Annotated in this window: 13 protein-coding genes; all 13 read right to left on the reverse strand. The window is 33.1% G+C overall.

Going from position 1 to position 17,266, the window contains the following annotated elements; translation table 11 throughout:
• Positions 1 to 53: 53 nt before the first annotated feature.
• The gene (locus tag AC0L5U_RS11300) at positions 54 to 2,846 is read right to left on the reverse strand and encodes a M16 family metallopeptidase (RefSeq protein ID WP_473416511.1); all 2,793 of its coding nucleotides are present in this window, start codon (positions 2,844 to 2,846) and stop codon (positions 54 to 56) included.
• Between the two features lie 180 nt (positions 2,847 to 3,026).
• On the reverse strand, positions 3,027 to 4,193 hold the full coding sequence (locus AC0L5U_RS11305; RefSeq protein WP_473416512.1) for a TlpA family protein disulfide reductase: 1,167 nt from the start codon (positions 4,191 to 4,193) through the stop codon (positions 3,027 to 3,029).
• Between the two features lie 421 nt (positions 4,194 to 4,614).
• A complete protein-coding gene (locus AC0L5U_RS11310) occupies positions 4,615 to 4,761 on the reverse strand; it encodes a TlpA family protein disulfide reductase (protein WP_473416513.1) in 147 nt (48 codons plus the stop codon).
• 77 nt (positions 4,762 to 4,838) lie between these two features.
• A complete protein-coding gene (locus tag AC0L5U_RS11315) occupies positions 4,839 to 5,783 on the reverse strand; it encodes a hypothetical protein (protein WP_473416514.1) in 945 nt (314 codons plus the stop codon).
• A gap of 12 nt (positions 5,784 to 5,795) precedes the next feature.
• The gene (locus AC0L5U_RS11320) at positions 5,796 to 6,365 is read right to left on the reverse strand and encodes a TlpA family protein disulfide reductase (protein WP_473416515.1); all 570 of its coding nucleotides are present in this window, start codon (positions 6,363 to 6,365) and stop codon (positions 5,796 to 5,798) included.
• 107 nt (positions 6,366 to 6,472) lie between these two features.
• Positions 6,473 to 6,946: a DUF4369 domain-containing protein gene (locus AC0L5U_RS11325; protein ID WP_473416516.1), complete on the reverse strand. Its 474-nt coding sequence runs from the start codon at positions 6,944 to 6,946 to the stop codon at positions 6,473 to 6,475.
• Between the two features lie 467 nt (positions 6,947 to 7,413).
• A complete protein-coding gene (locus AC0L5U_RS11330; RefSeq protein ID WP_473416517.1) occupies positions 7,414 to 8,817 on the reverse strand; it encodes a RagB/SusD family nutrient uptake outer membrane protein in 1,404 nt (467 codons plus the stop codon).
• Positions 8,818 to 8,828: 11 nt separating this feature from the next.
• Positions 8,829 to 9,197 (reverse strand): hypothetical protein, encoded by a 369-nt coding sequence (locus AC0L5U_RS11335; protein WP_473416518.1) that lies wholly within the window; start codon positions 9,195 to 9,197, stop codon positions 8,829 to 8,831.
• The gene (locus AC0L5U_RS11340; protein ID WP_473416519.1) at positions 9,194 to 12,253 is read right to left on the reverse strand and encodes a SusC/RagA family TonB-linked outer membrane protein; all 3,060 of its coding nucleotides are present in this window, start codon (positions 12,251 to 12,253) and stop codon (positions 9,194 to 9,196) included. The genes AC0L5U_RS11335 and AC0L5U_RS11340 overlap by 4 nt, the downstream gene beginning before the upstream one ends.
• A 207-nt stretch (positions 12,254 to 12,460) precedes the next feature.
• Complete coding sequence (locus AC0L5U_RS11345) at positions 12,461 to 13,630, reverse strand: FecR family protein (protein ID WP_473416520.1); 1,170 nt, start codon at positions 13,628 to 13,630, stop codon at positions 12,461 to 12,463.
• Between the two features lie 154 nt (positions 13,631 to 13,784).
• Positions 13,785 to 14,363: an RNA polymerase sigma-70 factor gene (locus AC0L5U_RS11350; RefSeq protein WP_473416521.1), complete on the reverse strand. Its 579-nt coding sequence runs from the start codon at positions 14,361 to 14,363 to the stop codon at positions 13,785 to 13,787.
• Between the two features lie 641 nt (positions 14,364 to 15,004).
• Positions 15,005 to 15,154, reverse strand: coding sequence for a hypothetical protein (locus AC0L5U_RS11355; protein WP_473416522.1), 150 nt, complete (start codon positions 15,152 to 15,154; stop codon positions 15,005 to 15,007).
• Positions 15,155 to 15,542: 388 nt separating this feature from the next.
• Positions 15,543 to 17,240: a RagB/SusD family nutrient uptake outer membrane protein gene (locus AC0L5U_RS11360; RefSeq protein ID WP_473416523.1), complete on the reverse strand. Its 1,698-nt coding sequence runs from the start codon at positions 17,238 to 17,240 to the stop codon at positions 15,543 to 15,545.
• Positions 17,241 to 17,266: the final 26 nt, after the last annotated feature.

The following is a 17,266-nucleotide window of genomic DNA, read 5'->3' on the forward strand; positions in this document are numbered from 1 at the left end:
ACTAATTCAAAAAATATGAACTATAAAAACAAAGTTCGACGAAAAATGAAGTTCTATTTTAAAGGTTCACCATTTTCATCTAATGATCCTGATTTTATAATAATTAATTTATCTAAATCAATATATTTTGTAATAGCGTTATTAACTTGCTCTAGAGTAACAGCTTCAACATCTTTAGGGTATTGATCTATATAATCTGGATCTAAACCTCTCTCAACAAAACTTAAAATAGTACCTGCCAAACCACCTGTTGTAGACATACCCACTTTAAAACTACCTGTAATATTGGTTTTCTTGGCTGCTAATTCATCAGCTGTAATACCATTATTAACCCATTTTTTAAGCTGAACCATTGTAGCATCTAGTCCTTTTTGAAATAAACTAGGATTGAATGAAGCATTGATATACCAATGACCACCAGTATATGTATCACCTGAATGATTAGAGCCAATATTATACGTTAAACCGTCCTCATCTCTTACTGTACGCATTAATCTACCAGAGAATCCTCCACCGAATGTAAAGTTTCCGATAAAGAAAGGTATATAATCTGGGTGTACACTTTTTAAACCTGTGTACTGACCAATAAATAATTCTGCACTAGGTTTTTGAGGAATACTTACCACTTTAGTTTCGGTATTCACTTTTGATGGATTTGTATATTTAACACTACCCTTTACACCACCTTTCCATCCTTGGAATGACTTTTTAATAGCTTTATGTAATGCTTTCGTATCAACATCTCCTACCGCAACCAAATGCATATCTGCTGGTCCAAAATATTTTTTATGAAACGCTTTTAACTCAGTCATAGTTACATTTTTAGTATCTTCTATGGATTGATCGATATCTGTTGAGTAATTAGGATGACCTTTTGGATATATAGTTTGCGAAAGCGCTATACGCCCCATAGTACCTGGATTAGACAAGCCTTGTTGCATATTACCAACTATTTGATTTTTAAGAATTTCAAATTCTTTTTCGTCAAATAGAGGATAACGTAATTCTTCTGCTAATAACCCAATCACAGTTGGCATATCTTTTTTAAGACATTTAAAATTAATATTGATTTTTTGTGACTGCGTATTTATACTTAATGAAACTCCTAATTTCTCTAACTTTTGCGAGAATTTAAATTTATCATTCAAAGTAGTACCCTTACTTAACATTTGAACTGCTAAACTTGGAACCATTTCATTTCCATTACTATTTAAATAAGTTCCTATAGGGAAACTTGCCATAACAGTTACAAAATCTTTAGCGCCCGTTTTCGTAGTTATAATATCTATACCAGATACTTCTTTACGCGTGAAATTCCTTTTACTGATTATTGGCAAGACATCATTATTAGATGTTTTTTTAATAGCGTTAGAAATTACAGAATCATCTGAAGGTACTACATGAGTTTGATTAGTATGTTCAGGATTTCTGTAATAATATTTACCATTGTCTGTTTCAATAAAATTAGATGCTTTTGGGGCTTGCTCTTTATTAGCTCCTGGCATTTTTGGTATAAAATATCCTGTTGTACTTTGGTCTTCTACTAAATATTGATTTGCTACACGTTTTACGTCTTCGGCTGTTACCGCACTTAATCTTTCTGATCCTTTAAAAAAATCTGTCCAATCACCGCCCGCAATAGCCTCAGTTAATTCTCTTGCAATACTACCAGACCCATCTCTAGACAATACTGTTTCTGCATTTAACTTAGCAACTATTCTATCTATATCTTCTTGTTTAACACCTTCAGATTTAATTTTCTCTATCGAAGCGATTAATTGTTTATTAATAGCTTCAAAGTCTGAATCTGGCTTTATACCTAAACCTACTGTAAACATACCTACCTCTTGGAAATTACTGGCGGCTGAGTACCCATAAAATGCTAATTGTTTATCTACAAATTCTTTATTTACTATAGAAGAAGTTCCTGAGCCAATAATTTGACTTAGTACCTTTAAAGCAGGTAAATCTTTATGCAATCTCCCAGGAATCTTATAGCCAACCAAGACTACTCCAGCACGGCCAGGTTTTTTAATAACCACTTTTCTTGGTCCATATTGAGTTGGTTCTTCTGTATATGGTTGAGACATCGCATTCGGTGCTTTAGTAATCTTACCAAAATAGGTATCAACTAAGTTGAATACATTTTTTTGAAAATCACCAATAATAGTCAATGTTGCATTATCTGGCCAATAATAGGTATTGTAAAACTTACGTAATACTTCTATGGGCATTTTTTCAATATCTGAACGCCATCCAATAGTTGAATGATGATATGTATGCGCCATATATGCAGTTGCCCAAACTTCTTTGCTTAAGACGCTATTTGGGTTATTTTCTCCTCGTTCAAATTCGTTACGCACAACGGTCATTTCCGCGTCCTTATCTTCTTTTAATAACAAAGAATTTCGCATTCTATCTGCTTCAATTTCTAACGCAATAGCAATTTTATCACTTGGTATGGTCTCATAATAATTGGTTCTATCATTCCAAGTAGTGGCATTCATTTGCGCACCAATATTATTTAACTTACCATCTATAGAAGTGCCTTTACGCTTGTTAAACTTTTCTGTTCCCTTAAACATTAAATGTTCTAACAAATGTGTAGAGCCTGTATTACCTGACACTTCATGTTTAGAACCAACACGATATACAATTTGTACTGTTACAACAGGAGCCGAATTGTCTTGTACTAAAAGTATGTTCATACCATTAGGCTCGTACAAATACTCTTGAATGCCTTCTAATTCCTGAATTTTTTTAAATTTTGATGCCATTTCTTGCCCGTTCACTAAAATAGAAACGCATAAAAATAAAAGTGAAAATATTGATGTTTTTAAATTCATAAGATTAATTAGTTTTTACTTTACTTAATAGTTATACTTAATAAAAAACGATACACCCTATTAATAAAATGTTAAATTGATATAATTTCGATTCTATTTTTAAGAAATTAATAATGTATCGTTATTTAATTAGTGTAAGAATTCCAGATTTACACCTAGTATAACTTTGTTAAACTCTCGTTAAATATTCAGTTCATTAAATAATTCAACCAGTTTTTCTTCGGAAGGTCTTGGAGCCATAGACTTTACAATATTACCTTCTGGATCTAAAAGAATAAAATGAGGAATACCACTAATTTTATAAGCACTTATAAATTTTGTGTTAAAATCATTATCAGTTATTAGTTGAATGCCACCTAACGCTTTTTCTGCTATCATTTTTTTCCATTTGTCTTTATCCTTTTGTTTGTCAACAGAAATGCTTACAAAAGCAATATTTTTATCATGATATTGCTTTTCAACTTTTTTAAGGAAGGGAATTTCATATTTACAGGGCCCGCACCAAGTTGCCCAAACATCGATGTAGACATATTTGCCTTTTAAATCGCTTAATGAGGTTGTACCTCCAGTATAATTTTCGTAATTCTCAAATTTAGGTGAAGGTTGACCTGCATCCAATACCTTTAAAAATTCATATAATGCCTTAACACTTGCTTTATGGTTTTCATTGGTTGAAATCTCTAAGAAATCATTTAAGTCTTTTTCCTTATTGTTAGACCGTGTTAAAAACTTTGAAACATTTTTATAGAGCTCTCCATTTCTAATGACTTCATTTTTAATTTCTGAAACAGCTTTCACTTGGGCTTCATAGTAATGTAACGAATCTTTTTGAGCATAATAAGCCATTTTTGCCATAGCATCTAGTGAAATCATTTGCCGGTAATCTGGAGAGTGTAAGTAATCTTCTGTGTTGTCTAAAGAAATTTCAGATAGCTCTTTCTTAAAACCTTCAGAAACTTTGAAATCTCTGACTTTATTTAAAAAATTATACATTCTTTCATAAATCTCTTTCTTAGTTAATCTACTATAATTTATGGCTCGTAATTCTTTAGCTTTGAGACCCTCGGGAATATTTTCAACGGCTTCTAAACGTGTTTCCAGGTCTTTTTGAAATGCGTCTGTTTTCGCTACAAATGCATCTTCATCCATATTATAGCTTGCTTCTCTATTCATTACAAAATCATACTCTTTACCAGCTCTGTAGGCAAAGTAATTATTCAATTCGGCATGGTCTCCAGATAATTTCAATGTACTAGTATGTTGTTTCGCATCAACATCTAAATGAACACTTGCTCCTTTAGATAAATAGGGTGTAACGCCTATATTGTTGAATTGTAAATTATACAAACCATTTTCTAGGATATAAAGTGTATCGGAAAAAGCACCTGTGTCTTTTACATTAATTGTCTTTTTAAACCCATTTATAGAACTGATTTTTAATTCGCCCCCTTTGGTATTGTTTATATTCCCTGTTAAGATGACATAATCAACAGGTATTTCTTTTTACAAGACCACAGTACTGTAAGTATTAAGAGGAGTGTAATATGCTTTTTCATTTTTTATTATATATATTCATTGATTAACTTTTCTAAATCTCCTGAAGAAGGTAAAGGAGCAAACAAATCTACGATGTTAAAGTTTTTGTCAATCACAAAAAATCTTGGAATACCATCAACTTTATAATCGGTAAGTTCACTTCTGTTTATTTGTAATTGATCGCCCTTAACTTCATTTTTTTCAAAATAACCTCGCCAAACTTTTTCAGTATCTATAGACGAGTTGAAATGAGTGCTACACTTTCGTTTCCATGATATTTCTTGTCTAGGGCTTCGAAAAACGGTTTTTCTTTCATACAAGGTCCACACCAGGTTGCCCATAAATCCAAAACGATTACTTTACCTTTATAATCACTCAATTTAACGGTATTGCCATCTAATTTTGTGAAGGTTAAATCTGATGCAGGATTTCCCTTTGTTAGGGTAGCATATTCGGTTAGAATGTTTTGTAAGACAGCCGAATAATTTTTGTTTTTATTTTTTGCGCACCTTCTTTTAATTCGTCTCCCAAGGCATTTGAATACCCGCTAAACCTTATTTTACTTGTTAAATAGCTGGTTGTGAGATACTCTTGCAAGGTATCATTCAGCTCCGGAAGTTCATGATCCGTTCTAAAATCTTCCTTTTTTAATGCAGAGAGCACCGATTGAAATACTTCTAATTGTAAATAGTCGGTGTTGTTGAAATCGTCTAGAAAGGGCTTTCTGTAAGGAATAAAATATTGGTCTGCCTCCTTCATTTTCATATCCATTTCCTCTTTGGTCATTTCTCCCTTACTCATTTTTCCAAAATATAAATAGAACACGCCGCTACCCAACGTATTAACATAATCAAACTTGATACGTGCTGTTTCCAAACGTTTAAAATCTTCTGAAACATGGGCTAAACTATTAAGTTCATCTGTACGTTTCTTAACCGACACTTTAAAGGCTTCCGGCATATCCTTATAAGTCTCAATTTTTGATGATATCTCTTTGTCTCCCCAAAAAGAACCGCCTTTAGGATACGATAGATTTCTTAAATAGTTATTCGCCTGTTCTCCTTTACCTGCAAATGAGGCATAGGTTCTATCTCTGGTATCTAAATTGGCGACCAGACTATCGCCAGGAGATAGATATAAAAAGGTCCTTCCTATTTGAAAATAGGTAGGTTTCTCTAGCTCGAAACGATACTCAAAGTTTGTTTTTTCTTTTAGTGTAATGGCATGGGTATCTTCCTTAAAAAGCATAGACCGCGAAGACACGTTATTCATATATAATGTGTCTTGGTCATAATTAGTTATAGAGCCTTTTAAGACTACAGTTTTGTTTTCCTTTACGGGAGCTTCCTTACAGCTAACGGCTATTAAAATGATTAGCAGTGGATAGATAAATTTTTTCATAGTGTCTTTGTGTTATTTAAGTAGTTCTTTCAGTTTTTCGTCCAATTTCTCTTGGCGTAAATCTTTGGCGATAATGGTTCCTGATCTATCAACCAAAAAATTTCTGGGTATTCCCTGTACCCCGTACATTTTAACAACAGGGCTTTTATAGGCCTTTAAGTCGCCTACGTTAACCCAGGGAAGGGCTTCTTCTTCGCTAGCCCCGACCCATCTTTCTCTTTCATGGTCTAGCGAAAAGGATACTATTTCAAAACCCTTTTTGTTATAGTGCTTATATGCTTTTTTCATGTGCGGTATTTCAGCTCTACAGGGGCCGCACCAGCTCGCCCAAAATTCGACCAATACGTATTTGTTTTCTTTTAAAACATTGGAAAGTTTGAATTCTTTTCCTTTTAAATTTTTGGAAGAAAAATCCTTTACGGTACTTCCAACATCTATCACCTTAACCTTCTTATGCTCCCTGATATTTTTGTAGGTATTGCGTACGGTATAAATCTCTGGGTGATCCTTCCCAAACTGGTTTTCGAAGGCATCCAATCTAGGCTCAATGGCATCTTTATATCCCAGTTTATGGAATACCAAAAGTTGTGCCAGTGTATCCTTGGGGCTATTGAAAATACGTTGGTAATAATTCAGTTCAAAATCTTTAACGGCCTTAGAGAATTCGCTGTAGCGCTCTCTTACACTATCTATCTGAAAGCTTTCCTGAGTAAGGGTGTTACTGAAATCGGAAAGTGCTTTTTTCTATTTGCATACGCTTCATCAGATTTTAAAGGGGTATAGATTAGGTCATTGTATTTTCCACCGGAAATGGTCGATTTTTTGTCACCTTTTTTCAGGTTAAACTCAAGTTCCCCAGGTTCTAATATAAAATCTTGTTTATATACATATTTTCCCTCGGGACTATACAATCCAAAATAGGCATTTCTAATCTGCTTGAGCGTATCTGAAATCTTAAACGTGCCATTTTTAATAATAACTTTATCAGTTACAGAATGCACACCTGCAATTGTTGTATCTCCGACAACAATATCTATGGTATGCCCCTCATATTTATCCCAATTTATGCCCGTATACGTAAAAGATAAATCTTGCTTTTCTTTTGATTGCGTGCAGCTTGCTATAAGTATGCTTAAAAGAAGTAATGTGATGCTTTTTTTCATTGTATTGTATAATATTATTAATAATACTAGTTAAGTGTATAATAATGCTCCAAGCCCTACAGCAATTATGTTAATTTCTAGTTAAATCTTATTATGAAAGATTTAGATAATTTAGAGAAGATGTTTAAACATATTGAAATAACTTTAATAAAATAACGTCAGTTCGATTTTATTTTTTTATAAAAAATAACATTAAATCAATGATTTTCAAGTGTTTGTCATTTCGAAAGAGCGAAGCATGAGTGACGAGAAATCTCATAAGGATGGGATTCTTCCTCAATAGCTACGCTATATACGTTCAAGTAAAATATATTTTACTCTCCGTAACGTTCGGAATGACATAGTTTCTTTAATGACATAGTTTCTTTATTAAAACAATTAAACAACTGATGGTTACGTTTTAATATATCTAGCTCACGTTAAATAAAGCCCCAACTACTAATAGTTGGGGCTTTATAAATTTAATGTTATGGGTTCGTTACCAAAGCACCGTTACCAGCTAAAGCTGATAGTGGTATTGGAAAAATTAACTCTTCAGCAGCAGTTATTGTTGGTTTTAATGCAATTGCATCAATATCTCCCAATCTATCATAACGCACAAAATCAAACCAAGATTCCGCAGTTTCTTCAAAGAGCTCTAACATTTTTTCATTTCTAATATCTTCTAACAATGTGGCTTTATCAGATAAAACTTTAGGTGCTACACCTACTCTGTTTCTTACCTCATTCAACTTGTCTAGAGCGTCTGTTAAAACCCCACCTGTGCGTCTAGCTTCTGCCTCGGCGAATATTAAATATACTTCGGCCATACGCATTAAGTTTACAGTATTCCCTTCTCCAAAAGTAGTGCCGGGGAAAGGATATTTAGAACTTACATCGAGTGAACTAAAAACAAAAGAATATCTAGGATCATACCCTGTGGTATTATCAAAACTACCGTCACCAGGAACACCATCTTGCGCATCTGCTAAATCTTTAAAGTATGCAGAAGCTATGGTTGTAGAAGTAAAATATATATCGGTACGCATATCTGCTTCTGTATTATCTCCAATAAACGGTGCAAATAAGCACTCAACCCCATATTTAACATTAAAAATTTCTGGATACGTAGCTGCCAGTTCATACGTATCCGTAGCATCATTTATAACACTTAAAGCTGTTGTTGCTGCAGCATTATAATCTCCCATATACAACTGAACTTTTGCCAATACAGCCTTAGCAGTCGTTGCAGAAATATAGAAATGTTCTCTACCATTAGTGACATTATCCGAAGCAAATTGCAAATCTGCAATAATAAGATCGTATGTCTCTTGAACGGTATTTCTTGGCCTGTCTTCAGCACCTCTATAAGGTTTAGTAGATGCTACTATACCAAAAGATGAACTTAGGTCGTAAAACTGACCAAAAGTACGTAGTAAATTAAAATGCGAATTGGCTCTAAAAAATTTAGCCTCTGCTAATAGTTCATTCATTCTAGCCTCACTTACATTAGCATCACCACGTTCAACAAGTTCTATAAAAAAGTTAGCTGTATTTATAGTTAAATATTCACGTTGGTAAAGCCCCGAAATAAATCCATTATCTGACATTACATTATTGTCTGCAATTTCGTCTGGCGCTATAAACCGAAGCTCTTGACCAGCTGCACTTAATCTTGCAGTAATTCTTGGACTTATAAATGGATCTCCGGGATCTGCTCCATCACGATATGTTGTGTATATTCTATTTAATACAGCCAGCGCAGATTCTTCATCTCTTATAGCAGTATCTTCTACCAATGCATTTTGAGGTTGAATATCATCTATGCTACAACCACTCAAAAAAGTGATCAAGACTAAAAGTAAGCCTATTTTTATATATGTAAATTTCATGATTTTAAATATTAAAAGTTAACATTGATTCCTAATGACCAAGATTTTGAATTTGGATATGGACTAGCATTACCACTTCCAAAAGGGCTGCTTAAGGTTCTAACAGCTGGATCAACCCCGGGGAAATCTGTAAGCGTCCAAATATTAGAGGCAGAAACAAACATGGATAAGTTGCTTAAACCCAATTTTTGAATTACATCAGTTGAAAAGCTATATTGCAACTGAAGGTTTCCTAGTCTTAAATAAGAACTATCGTATACATTGGCAGTTGATACTCTATCATTGAAATTAGGATCTCCAGCAACCAAACGTGCCAACGGTGCATCGGTATTTGTTGGAGACCATCTAAAAGGATGGCTAAGGTAGCTTGCCGTATTCACACCGAATTCAGGATTAGAAGAAAAAAGAAGCCTTGTAAAGTACTCTCTGTTCCTTTAGAAAAATTAAAGAAACTGGATAGTTGAAATCCTTTATATTCAAATGATGTAAAAAATCCACCAAAATAATCTGGTTGTGTGCTCCCTATTACTTCTCTATCATTATCATCAATAACATTATCGTTATTTATATCTTTATATCTATAATCACCGGCTCCTGTACCAGCTTCTTGAAAAGGGCTGGCAGCGACTTCAGCCGCGTCTTGGAAAATGCCTTCTACTATATGACCTCTAATAACTCCTATCTCTTTTCCAAGTTCAAATCGATCTTGTGTAAAATTATCTAGCCCTTCTTCATTAAACTCCTCTAATTTATTTGTGTTTTTAGAAATATTTAAACCTGCAGACCAAGTAAAGTCATTTGTTTTTAAAATATCTCCAGCTATTTCAATTTCAAAGCCTGTATTGCTTATTGTCGCAAAATTGGCAGTAAAACCACCAGCTCCAGACTCAAGAGGGAAAGGTGAAGCTATAAGTGCATCTGTAGTCTCGCGATCGTAAACATCGACATTACCTCTTAGTCTACCCTTAAATAATGAGTAATCTAAGCCAATGTTATATTCTTGGGTTCTTTCCCATTTGATGTCTGTATTAACTAAATTTGTCGTTAATCCAACAGCATTTTGACCATTATAAGATGCCTCGTTTCTAAAGCCACGTTCAAAGAATTGAATATATTGGAAATCTCCAATATTTACAGATCCTACTTCTCCAAAACTTCCTCGCAATCTTAAAATATCGATAGCATTGGTGTTTTCCAAGAAAGATTCCTTAGCAATATTCCAGCTTGCAGAAATTGAGGGGAAAATAGCCTCCTGATTATTGGGACCAAAACGAGACGATTTATCCCGTCTTAAACTCGCATTTAAAAAATACTTATTCAAATAATTATAGGATACACGACCAAATACAGAATTTAATCCTACCTCTGTAATCGAAGCAGATTTTGCTAAAACATCTAATGCATTTGTAGCCGTTATCAATACCTCATCATCTGGAAAACCTTGAAAGAAAAAATAATTTCTATCACTAACATCTTTTTGCCAAGAAAAACCAACCAAGGCACCAACAGTATGATTACCAAAAGTATTATTATATGATGTGGTTAAATCTGTAGCAACACTAGAACTTATGGTTTTAGAAGTACTTCCTGTTGATGTTGCCGGTGTGGGGGCTGGTTGAAAGAAAAAACGGGGAAATGTACTAGTTGTTAAAGATGGTTTAAATGTTTTATTATCCGCAATAAACACAGAGCCATTCGTTTGAACTTTAACTTTTACATTTTTTAATACATCTGCTTCTAGGTAGAAATTTCCGATACCGCTATAAGACTTTGTGTCTACAGAACTTTCTGTAGTAAAGGCAAGCGGGTTCGGTGAAATGGCATCAAAACCGAAAAAGGTTGAAAGGGGAAATACATAATCACCGTTTTCATCTCTAGGCTCAAAATCAGGTCTCGTATTTAATAGATTACCTAGATTTTGATTAAAGTTTTCGTATCCCGAGAAATTATCGGTATAGCTAAAATTAGCGTTAGCGCCAACTTTAAATATCTTGCTTAATTTACTATCTAAACCAAGTCTTACATTGTATTGTTTGAGTTCGTCTTTTCTTAACAACCCCTCTTGGTCTGTATACCCTAAAGAAAAATAATAGCTTGTGTCTTGAGAACCGCCATTTATTGACAAATCATATTTTTGTGTTATAGCAGTACTTCTAAACACTACATCATTCCAATTAACATTGGCGTCTCCAAAATTGCTATCATTTAAGCCGTTGTATGTTAATTGAGATGTAAAAAAATCAAAATCGATATCTCCAATAGATAAAAAAGCAAGTCCAAAAGGGTCAATTTGTCCTGCATTTGCGGCATCAACAGAGCTTGATAGGTACGCATCAGAAAAATCTCTAAACTCGCTAGCATTCAACCAGTCTACAGTATTAATAGGCTCTCCAAATGTTGTTACAGAAGATAAAGACACGTTCATTTTTTGGTTTTTCGCACCAGTCTTAGTCTTAACAATAATGACACCGTTAGCACCTCTAGACCCATAAATAGAAGTTGCCGCTGCATCTTTTAATACATCTATACTTTCTATATCGTTAGGGTTTATACCTTGTAAAGGATTCGCAAAAGTTGCAAATCGTGTTTCGTCTCTAATCGTAACATTGGAGCTAGCCTGAAAGGGTACTCCATCAATAACAAAAAGAGGATTATTATCCCCACCATTAAAAGGCGATGTAATACCCCTCACATTGATGTCTACTCTAGAGCCAGGTCTACCTGAATTTTGATTTATTTGAACACCTTTTATTAAACCTGTTAAAGCATTATCAAAACTAACATTTCCAACTACATTTTGAGTTATTTCTTTACTTTTCACTGAAGAAATTGCTGAAGAAATTTCTTCTCTGGTTTTAGAACCATACCCTATTAGAACGACTTCATCTAATTCTGCTAAGCGTTCTTTTAGAGTAATATTGTATGTGGTTTGCGTAGTTACTTGTTGAGATGCATACTCATAACCTAAGCCAAAAGCTACTAAATAATACCCTTCTTTTGCTTCTAAAGAAAAGGTACCATCAAAATCTGTAGAGGTTCCGCGTATAACAAAGTTATTTGAAATACGCTCTCCTTCAGGTTTTCTATCTGTAACATAGACTGTAATTCCTGCAATAGGAAGCCCGTTAACATCTGTAACCTTACCAGATATATTTAACTCTTGAAATTCAGAATCTTGTTGAATGATTATGGTATTATTATCTGAAATAACAAAATTAAAATCTCCTATTGAAAGGCTTTTTTCAAGTAGTTTATTGGCTTTTATTGTCCCTTTTTTAACGTTAACTTTAGGGTAGTCTTTAAACATGTCAACTTGATATATAAATGTATAATCGGTTTGACTCATAATAAGGTCGAAAACCTCATCAACGGTTGCTTTGACATTCTTTTCAACTTTGATTTTAGCATCTTGTGACATTACATTGTTTGGTGTCATACTAAAAATGCTCAGGCACAATAAGAAAATGGTCGCTCTCATAATGTTTAGGAGGTGTTTTTTTCTAAAAAGAAAAAAACAGAAGTTAGTTTAATTTGCATAAATTTGCTTGTTATTTGTTAGTTAAACATTTAATTAATTAGTAACTGTAAAATAGGGGGATAAAGCCTTATACTTTGGACGGTCTAAGCTTTGTTCCTCTTTCTTTTAGTTTTTTAGGATAATAGTATTGTTGTTTATTTCATAGGCATTAATAAAGTTTGTGTTTTTTATTAGGATTAAAATTTCTTCAATATTTTGATTTTTACTTAATACCCCTTTAAATTGAACATTTTCAAGAGCTTCGTCAGTAAATACAACATCTACATCATACCATCTAGACAAAACTTTCATAATATCTTTAAGTGATTTGTTTTTAAAGCTAAATAGCCCTCTTTTCCAAGCGATTTCGGAAAAGATGTCAACATTAGCAATGACTAAATCATTGTTTTTGGTATTTAAAATGGATTGTTGGTTTGGGCTTAAAATATGATTTATTTCTCCGTTCTTAATAGCAACTTCTCCTTCTACTAAAGTTGTATAAATGTTTTTTTCATCTTTGTAAGCCTTAATGTTGAATTCGGTACCCAGTACTTCCACCTCTTGTATTCCAGTAAGTACTTTAAATTTAGCACCATTATGATTTGTGCTCGGTGACACATCAAAATAGGCTTCTCCATAAAGGAGTTCTACTTGTCTCGCTTCTCCTTTTGGAAACGATACAGGGTACTTTATTTGAGATTCAGAATTTAACCAAACGATGGTACCATCAGATAGTTTTACTTGATATTGTCCACCTCTAGGAATTGTTAAATAGTTGTATGCTATTTCGGCTTTTTTATTGTTTAATGTGTTATAAATTAGCTTTTCACCATCACTCTTAATACCATCTGTAGTGTATTCTTCTCCTTTTTCTAGAGCTACAGTAACTCCATTTTCTAAAGTTAAAGTAGCTTTATTCGTTCCTATATTAATGTTGTTATTTATTGTATTGGTAATTGTAGGAACAACAATTTTATTATCCTTTTTATTGAAAATAAAAGGAACTGCTAGTAATAATACTATGGAGGCAACAGCTACATATTTAAATATTGGTTTTTTATAGAACTTAATAACTTTAGGCATATCTTTTTCTTCATTTTGAAGTGCCTCAAGAATATTAATTAGCATACGCTGTTTTATCTTGTTTTCAGAACCTAATGCTTCTACCCAGTCATGGTTTTTTTGAAAACTTTCATAATAATTTACTAAAAGCTTAATTTCTTCTAAATCTATTTTTCCGTCTAAATATTTTTCTATTAAGACTTGAAAATCTCTTTTATTTAGTTCATCTTTCATTCTATTGTAATATTTGGAGTCTAATTGGTTTATATGTTATGTGCCTTTTTTTAAACTATCCCCTAAAAAAAGTTAAAATTTATTTTTTTATTAATTGTTTTTGTAAGAATGCTGATAATTATGCAATGAAAATTAATAAAAAAGCAGGAAGTTTCTAAAATACTAGAAGGAAAACATCTAGACTAAAAGTATAGCCAAGTGCTATTTTTAAAACACGAAGCGCATTAGTTATGTGATTTTCCACAGTTTTGGTAGAAATATTTAATATTTCGGCTATTTCTTTGTGCGTCATTTGTTTACGCCTACTTAGCTTGTATACTTCTTGGCACTTTTTAGGTAAAGTCTCTACAATAGCATCAATTTGTTCCACAAGTTCTTTATGCATCATTTTTGTTTCAGGCGTGGCATATTGAAACCGCTTATTTAAATCTTCAAAAAGCTCAACATGTATTATTTTATTTTTTCTAAACTGGGCAAAAACCTTATAGCGCGTACAAGCATAAAGATAGCTGTTTAAAGAAATCCTAATTTGAAGATTTTCTTTGTTATTCCATAGGTCGATAAATATATCCTGAATAATTTCCTCACATACTTCTTTGTTTTTTAACAGATTGTAGGAAGACAAAAACAACGGCTTCCAATAGGCATTATAGAGTTCTGTAAGTGCCTTTTTATCGCCTTTTTTCAGCCGCTCAATTAATAAATCGTCTTTTAATTTTTGTGTATTAGACATTCTAAAGAGTATACTGAACAAAAATATGTAATTTTATATAATGTATACAACTACATTAAATTTGCATTGGTATAACCTAGACCAATAAGTACTAAAGCATGCACAATTGAATAAATACTTAGGCAGAATATTTTTTTCTTAAACCAAATATACTCTAATATGAATCATTTGTAACAAGAAGTAAAAGATAATTCTTTTGGATTGTTATTTTGTGAACCATAACCTGTAAAATGCCTAGCTGGGGTAGCAACTCCTATTTTTAGGTTATCACCCATGTAAACCTCCTGTAAAAACTACTCCCAAACGTGACGTTATATTAGGTATACTTTCGCATACTTTCTTCTATATATTTCCAATGCACTGTTCTACTAACTTCTAACATTTTCGAGAGTACAAAAGTTGCTCCAGCATAATGCATATTTTTTCGGGTTTTATTAGCGACTTGTTCTATCAGTTCTAGGTTCTAAGTACAGTCTATACCAATTAGCTGAGTATAGGTAATAGCGTCTTGAGTGGCAAAGCCAGTTATCGATTCTTCATGAAATATAGCCGGAATACCTGTTCGGGTTTCATTCATCAACGAATACTGAACCTCACGTACAAAATCCCGAAGTTCTTTGGGACTTTAAGTTAATGACGATTCAAATTGCAAAAATGTCCCATCCTTTGGGCATAACCGTTTTGGTTTTTTCGGGTGAAAATTGACCATCTTTCATCACCCTTGCGGGACGAACAACTTCAATTTGTGTCAATATTTCATCAAGTGTCATGGCATTAATTATGCTATCCACTTTTTGATCTATTTAGCATTTAAAATGGTTTAGGCGCAGCTATTTTTTCAACATTTTTGTCGCATGATACCAATAGCAATATAAAACTTAATGTAGTACTCCATTCTAACCTCATAGCGTTTATATTAAAGATTGCATGTTCCTTTATTTGATAATGATTCTATTTTTCAGAAAGCCCTACATCCAATTCGACAATAATGACTTTTCACTATTGGCAGACAGAATATAGAATTTTATAAATCTTGCTTTTTTGCTTCTTGAAAGCTAAGTTTTGTGTTTCACATTAAAAACAAATAACTTTTAAAATAAAAATAAGGCCTATAGAAACAATGCTCTACAAGCCTTATACAAACTAAACTAACTTCAACTAACTATTCATTTACTACACTTAATAACCAGGGTTTTGCTCTAAATTTGGGTTTGCCAAAATTTCTTTTTGTGGAATTGGGAAAGTATAAAAATAGTCTTCAAAAGTGGTTATTGCAGGATAATTGTTTCGCATTTTTTGAGTACCATCCCAAAAATTTTCCATTAATCCTTTCAACGTTCCATATCTTTTAGTGTCAAAATAAACATGGCCACCGGCTTCCATAATTAATTCCCTAATTCTATCGTCTAAAATATCTTCCAATGTTAAAGAAGTATCAACCTGTGGCATACCTACACGACCGCGCACTGTATTGATATTCGCAATTGCGGCTGCTATATCATTAAGTTGGAAATTAGCCTCCGCAAGCATTAATAATACATCAGAATATCTTAAGTAGTGTAGGTTTTTTGGACTGTCATTCCCGCTTACGGCATAATCACTACCAACAATATATTTAACGGCATTATAATTTGTTCTTCTCCAGAAATTATCACCAAAAGGGATATAATATCCTGGTTTCGAGGCTCTGGTTTCAAACTTATCATGTACATATTTTGAACCAATATACATTACCGTATAATCAAATCTTGGATCTCTATTTTCAAATGGCATATTTGAATCAAAACCAGGGTCATCTGAGGTGAAATTATAAATATCGAAAACTGTATTATGTTCTTTACCATTTATTACGGTATTACCAAGATAATCGGTAACCAAATAATTAGTATTGGTACTTTCATACGTGCTTTGTACATCGTAACCATCAAGTGTCTGGAATTTATCAACTAACAATGGCGTTGGTTGGTTCTTGAACCATGCAGAATTTGAGATACCACCGGATCCAATGGGACTAATCGCCTGATTATAAATGCTTCCTAATCCTACACCTGACTGATATTGTATTTCAAAAATAGACTCAATAGAATTATCATGTTCCGGCCAGAAATTATCATTAAAATTGGACAATAAGTCATAGTCGTTAGAGGCAACTACTTTTTCCAGTTCTGTAGCTGCTTCACTCCACTTACCTTGAAATAAATACGCTTTTCCAAGCATTGTTTGAGCAGCTCCTTTAGAAGCTTTTCCTAAAAGGGCAGTACCCCTATAATCTTGAACAGATGGAAGTAAGGCTTGCGCACTTATTAAATCCTCCTCTATTTGAGCATATACAACATCTACAGAAGACTTTGGTGTAAAAGCATCATCAAATTCCTGTGGTTCTAATATAAGTGGCACGCCACCTGTTGCCGTACCATCATAGGGTTTATTACCATATAAATTAATTAGATAAAAATATGAAAAACCTCTTAAAAATAGCGCTTCTCCTTTGACCCTGTCTTTAAAACTTTGCGATAAATCAAGATCAGGATTGTCAATATTTGCCAATATTAAATTTGCCCTTGAGATAATTTGATAATAGAATTTCCAAAAATCTTCTGTTGCGTTCCATAAAGAATTAACATTTAAATTACCAAAATCCCAATGTTCACTACCAACATTATTACCAAAAACAATATAGGGAGTAATGGCATCTAGCAGCATTGGACGGAATTGCAATTTGGGTAGAGGTGCATACATTGCATTTGATAACAATTCAAAATCCTCGGTGGATTTATAGAATGCTAATTCACTTATAGAGTCCTGAGGTTCTTTTTCAAGATAGTCTTCACAACTTATTGAAAGAAAAACCAACAAAATTATATATATTTTTTTCATTTTAATATGTTTTTATTGTTATTATT

Source organism: Jejuia sp. G7-7 (assembly GCF_055808955.1).

Excerpts from the sequence above, each read along its gene's own strand:
- AC0L5U_RS11360 (WP_473416523.1), bottom strand. The coding sequence starts at position 17,240 with ATGAAAAAAATATATATAATTTTGTTGGTTTTTCTTTCAATAAGTTGT.
- AC0L5U_RS11340 (WP_473416519.1), bottom strand. The coding sequence starts at position 12,253 with ATGACACCAAACAATGTAATGTCACAAGATGCTAAAATCAAAGTTGAA.
- AC0L5U_RS11315 (WP_473416514.1), bottom strand. The coding sequence starts at position 5,783 with ATGAAAAAATTTATCTATCCACTGCTAATCATTTTAATAGCCGTTAGC.
- AC0L5U_RS11345 (WP_473416520.1), bottom strand. The coding sequence starts at position 13,630 with ATGAAAGATGAACTAAATAAAAGAGATTTTCAAGTCTTAATAGAAAAA.
- AC0L5U_RS11325 (WP_473416516.1), bottom strand. The coding sequence starts at position 6,946 with ATGAAAAAAAGCATCACATTACTTCTTTTAAGCATACTTATAGCAAGC.
- AC0L5U_RS11300 (WP_473416511.1), bottom strand. The coding sequence starts at position 2,846 with ATGAATTTAAAAACATCAATATTTTCACTTTTATTTTTATGCGTTTCT.
- AC0L5U_RS11330 (WP_473416517.1), bottom strand. The coding sequence starts at position 8,817 with ATGAAATTTACATATATAAAAATAGGCTTACTTTTAGTCTTGATCACT.
- AC0L5U_RS11350 (WP_473416521.1), bottom strand. The coding sequence starts at position 14,363 with ATGTCTAATACACAAAAATTAAAAGACGATTTATTAATTGAGCGGCTG.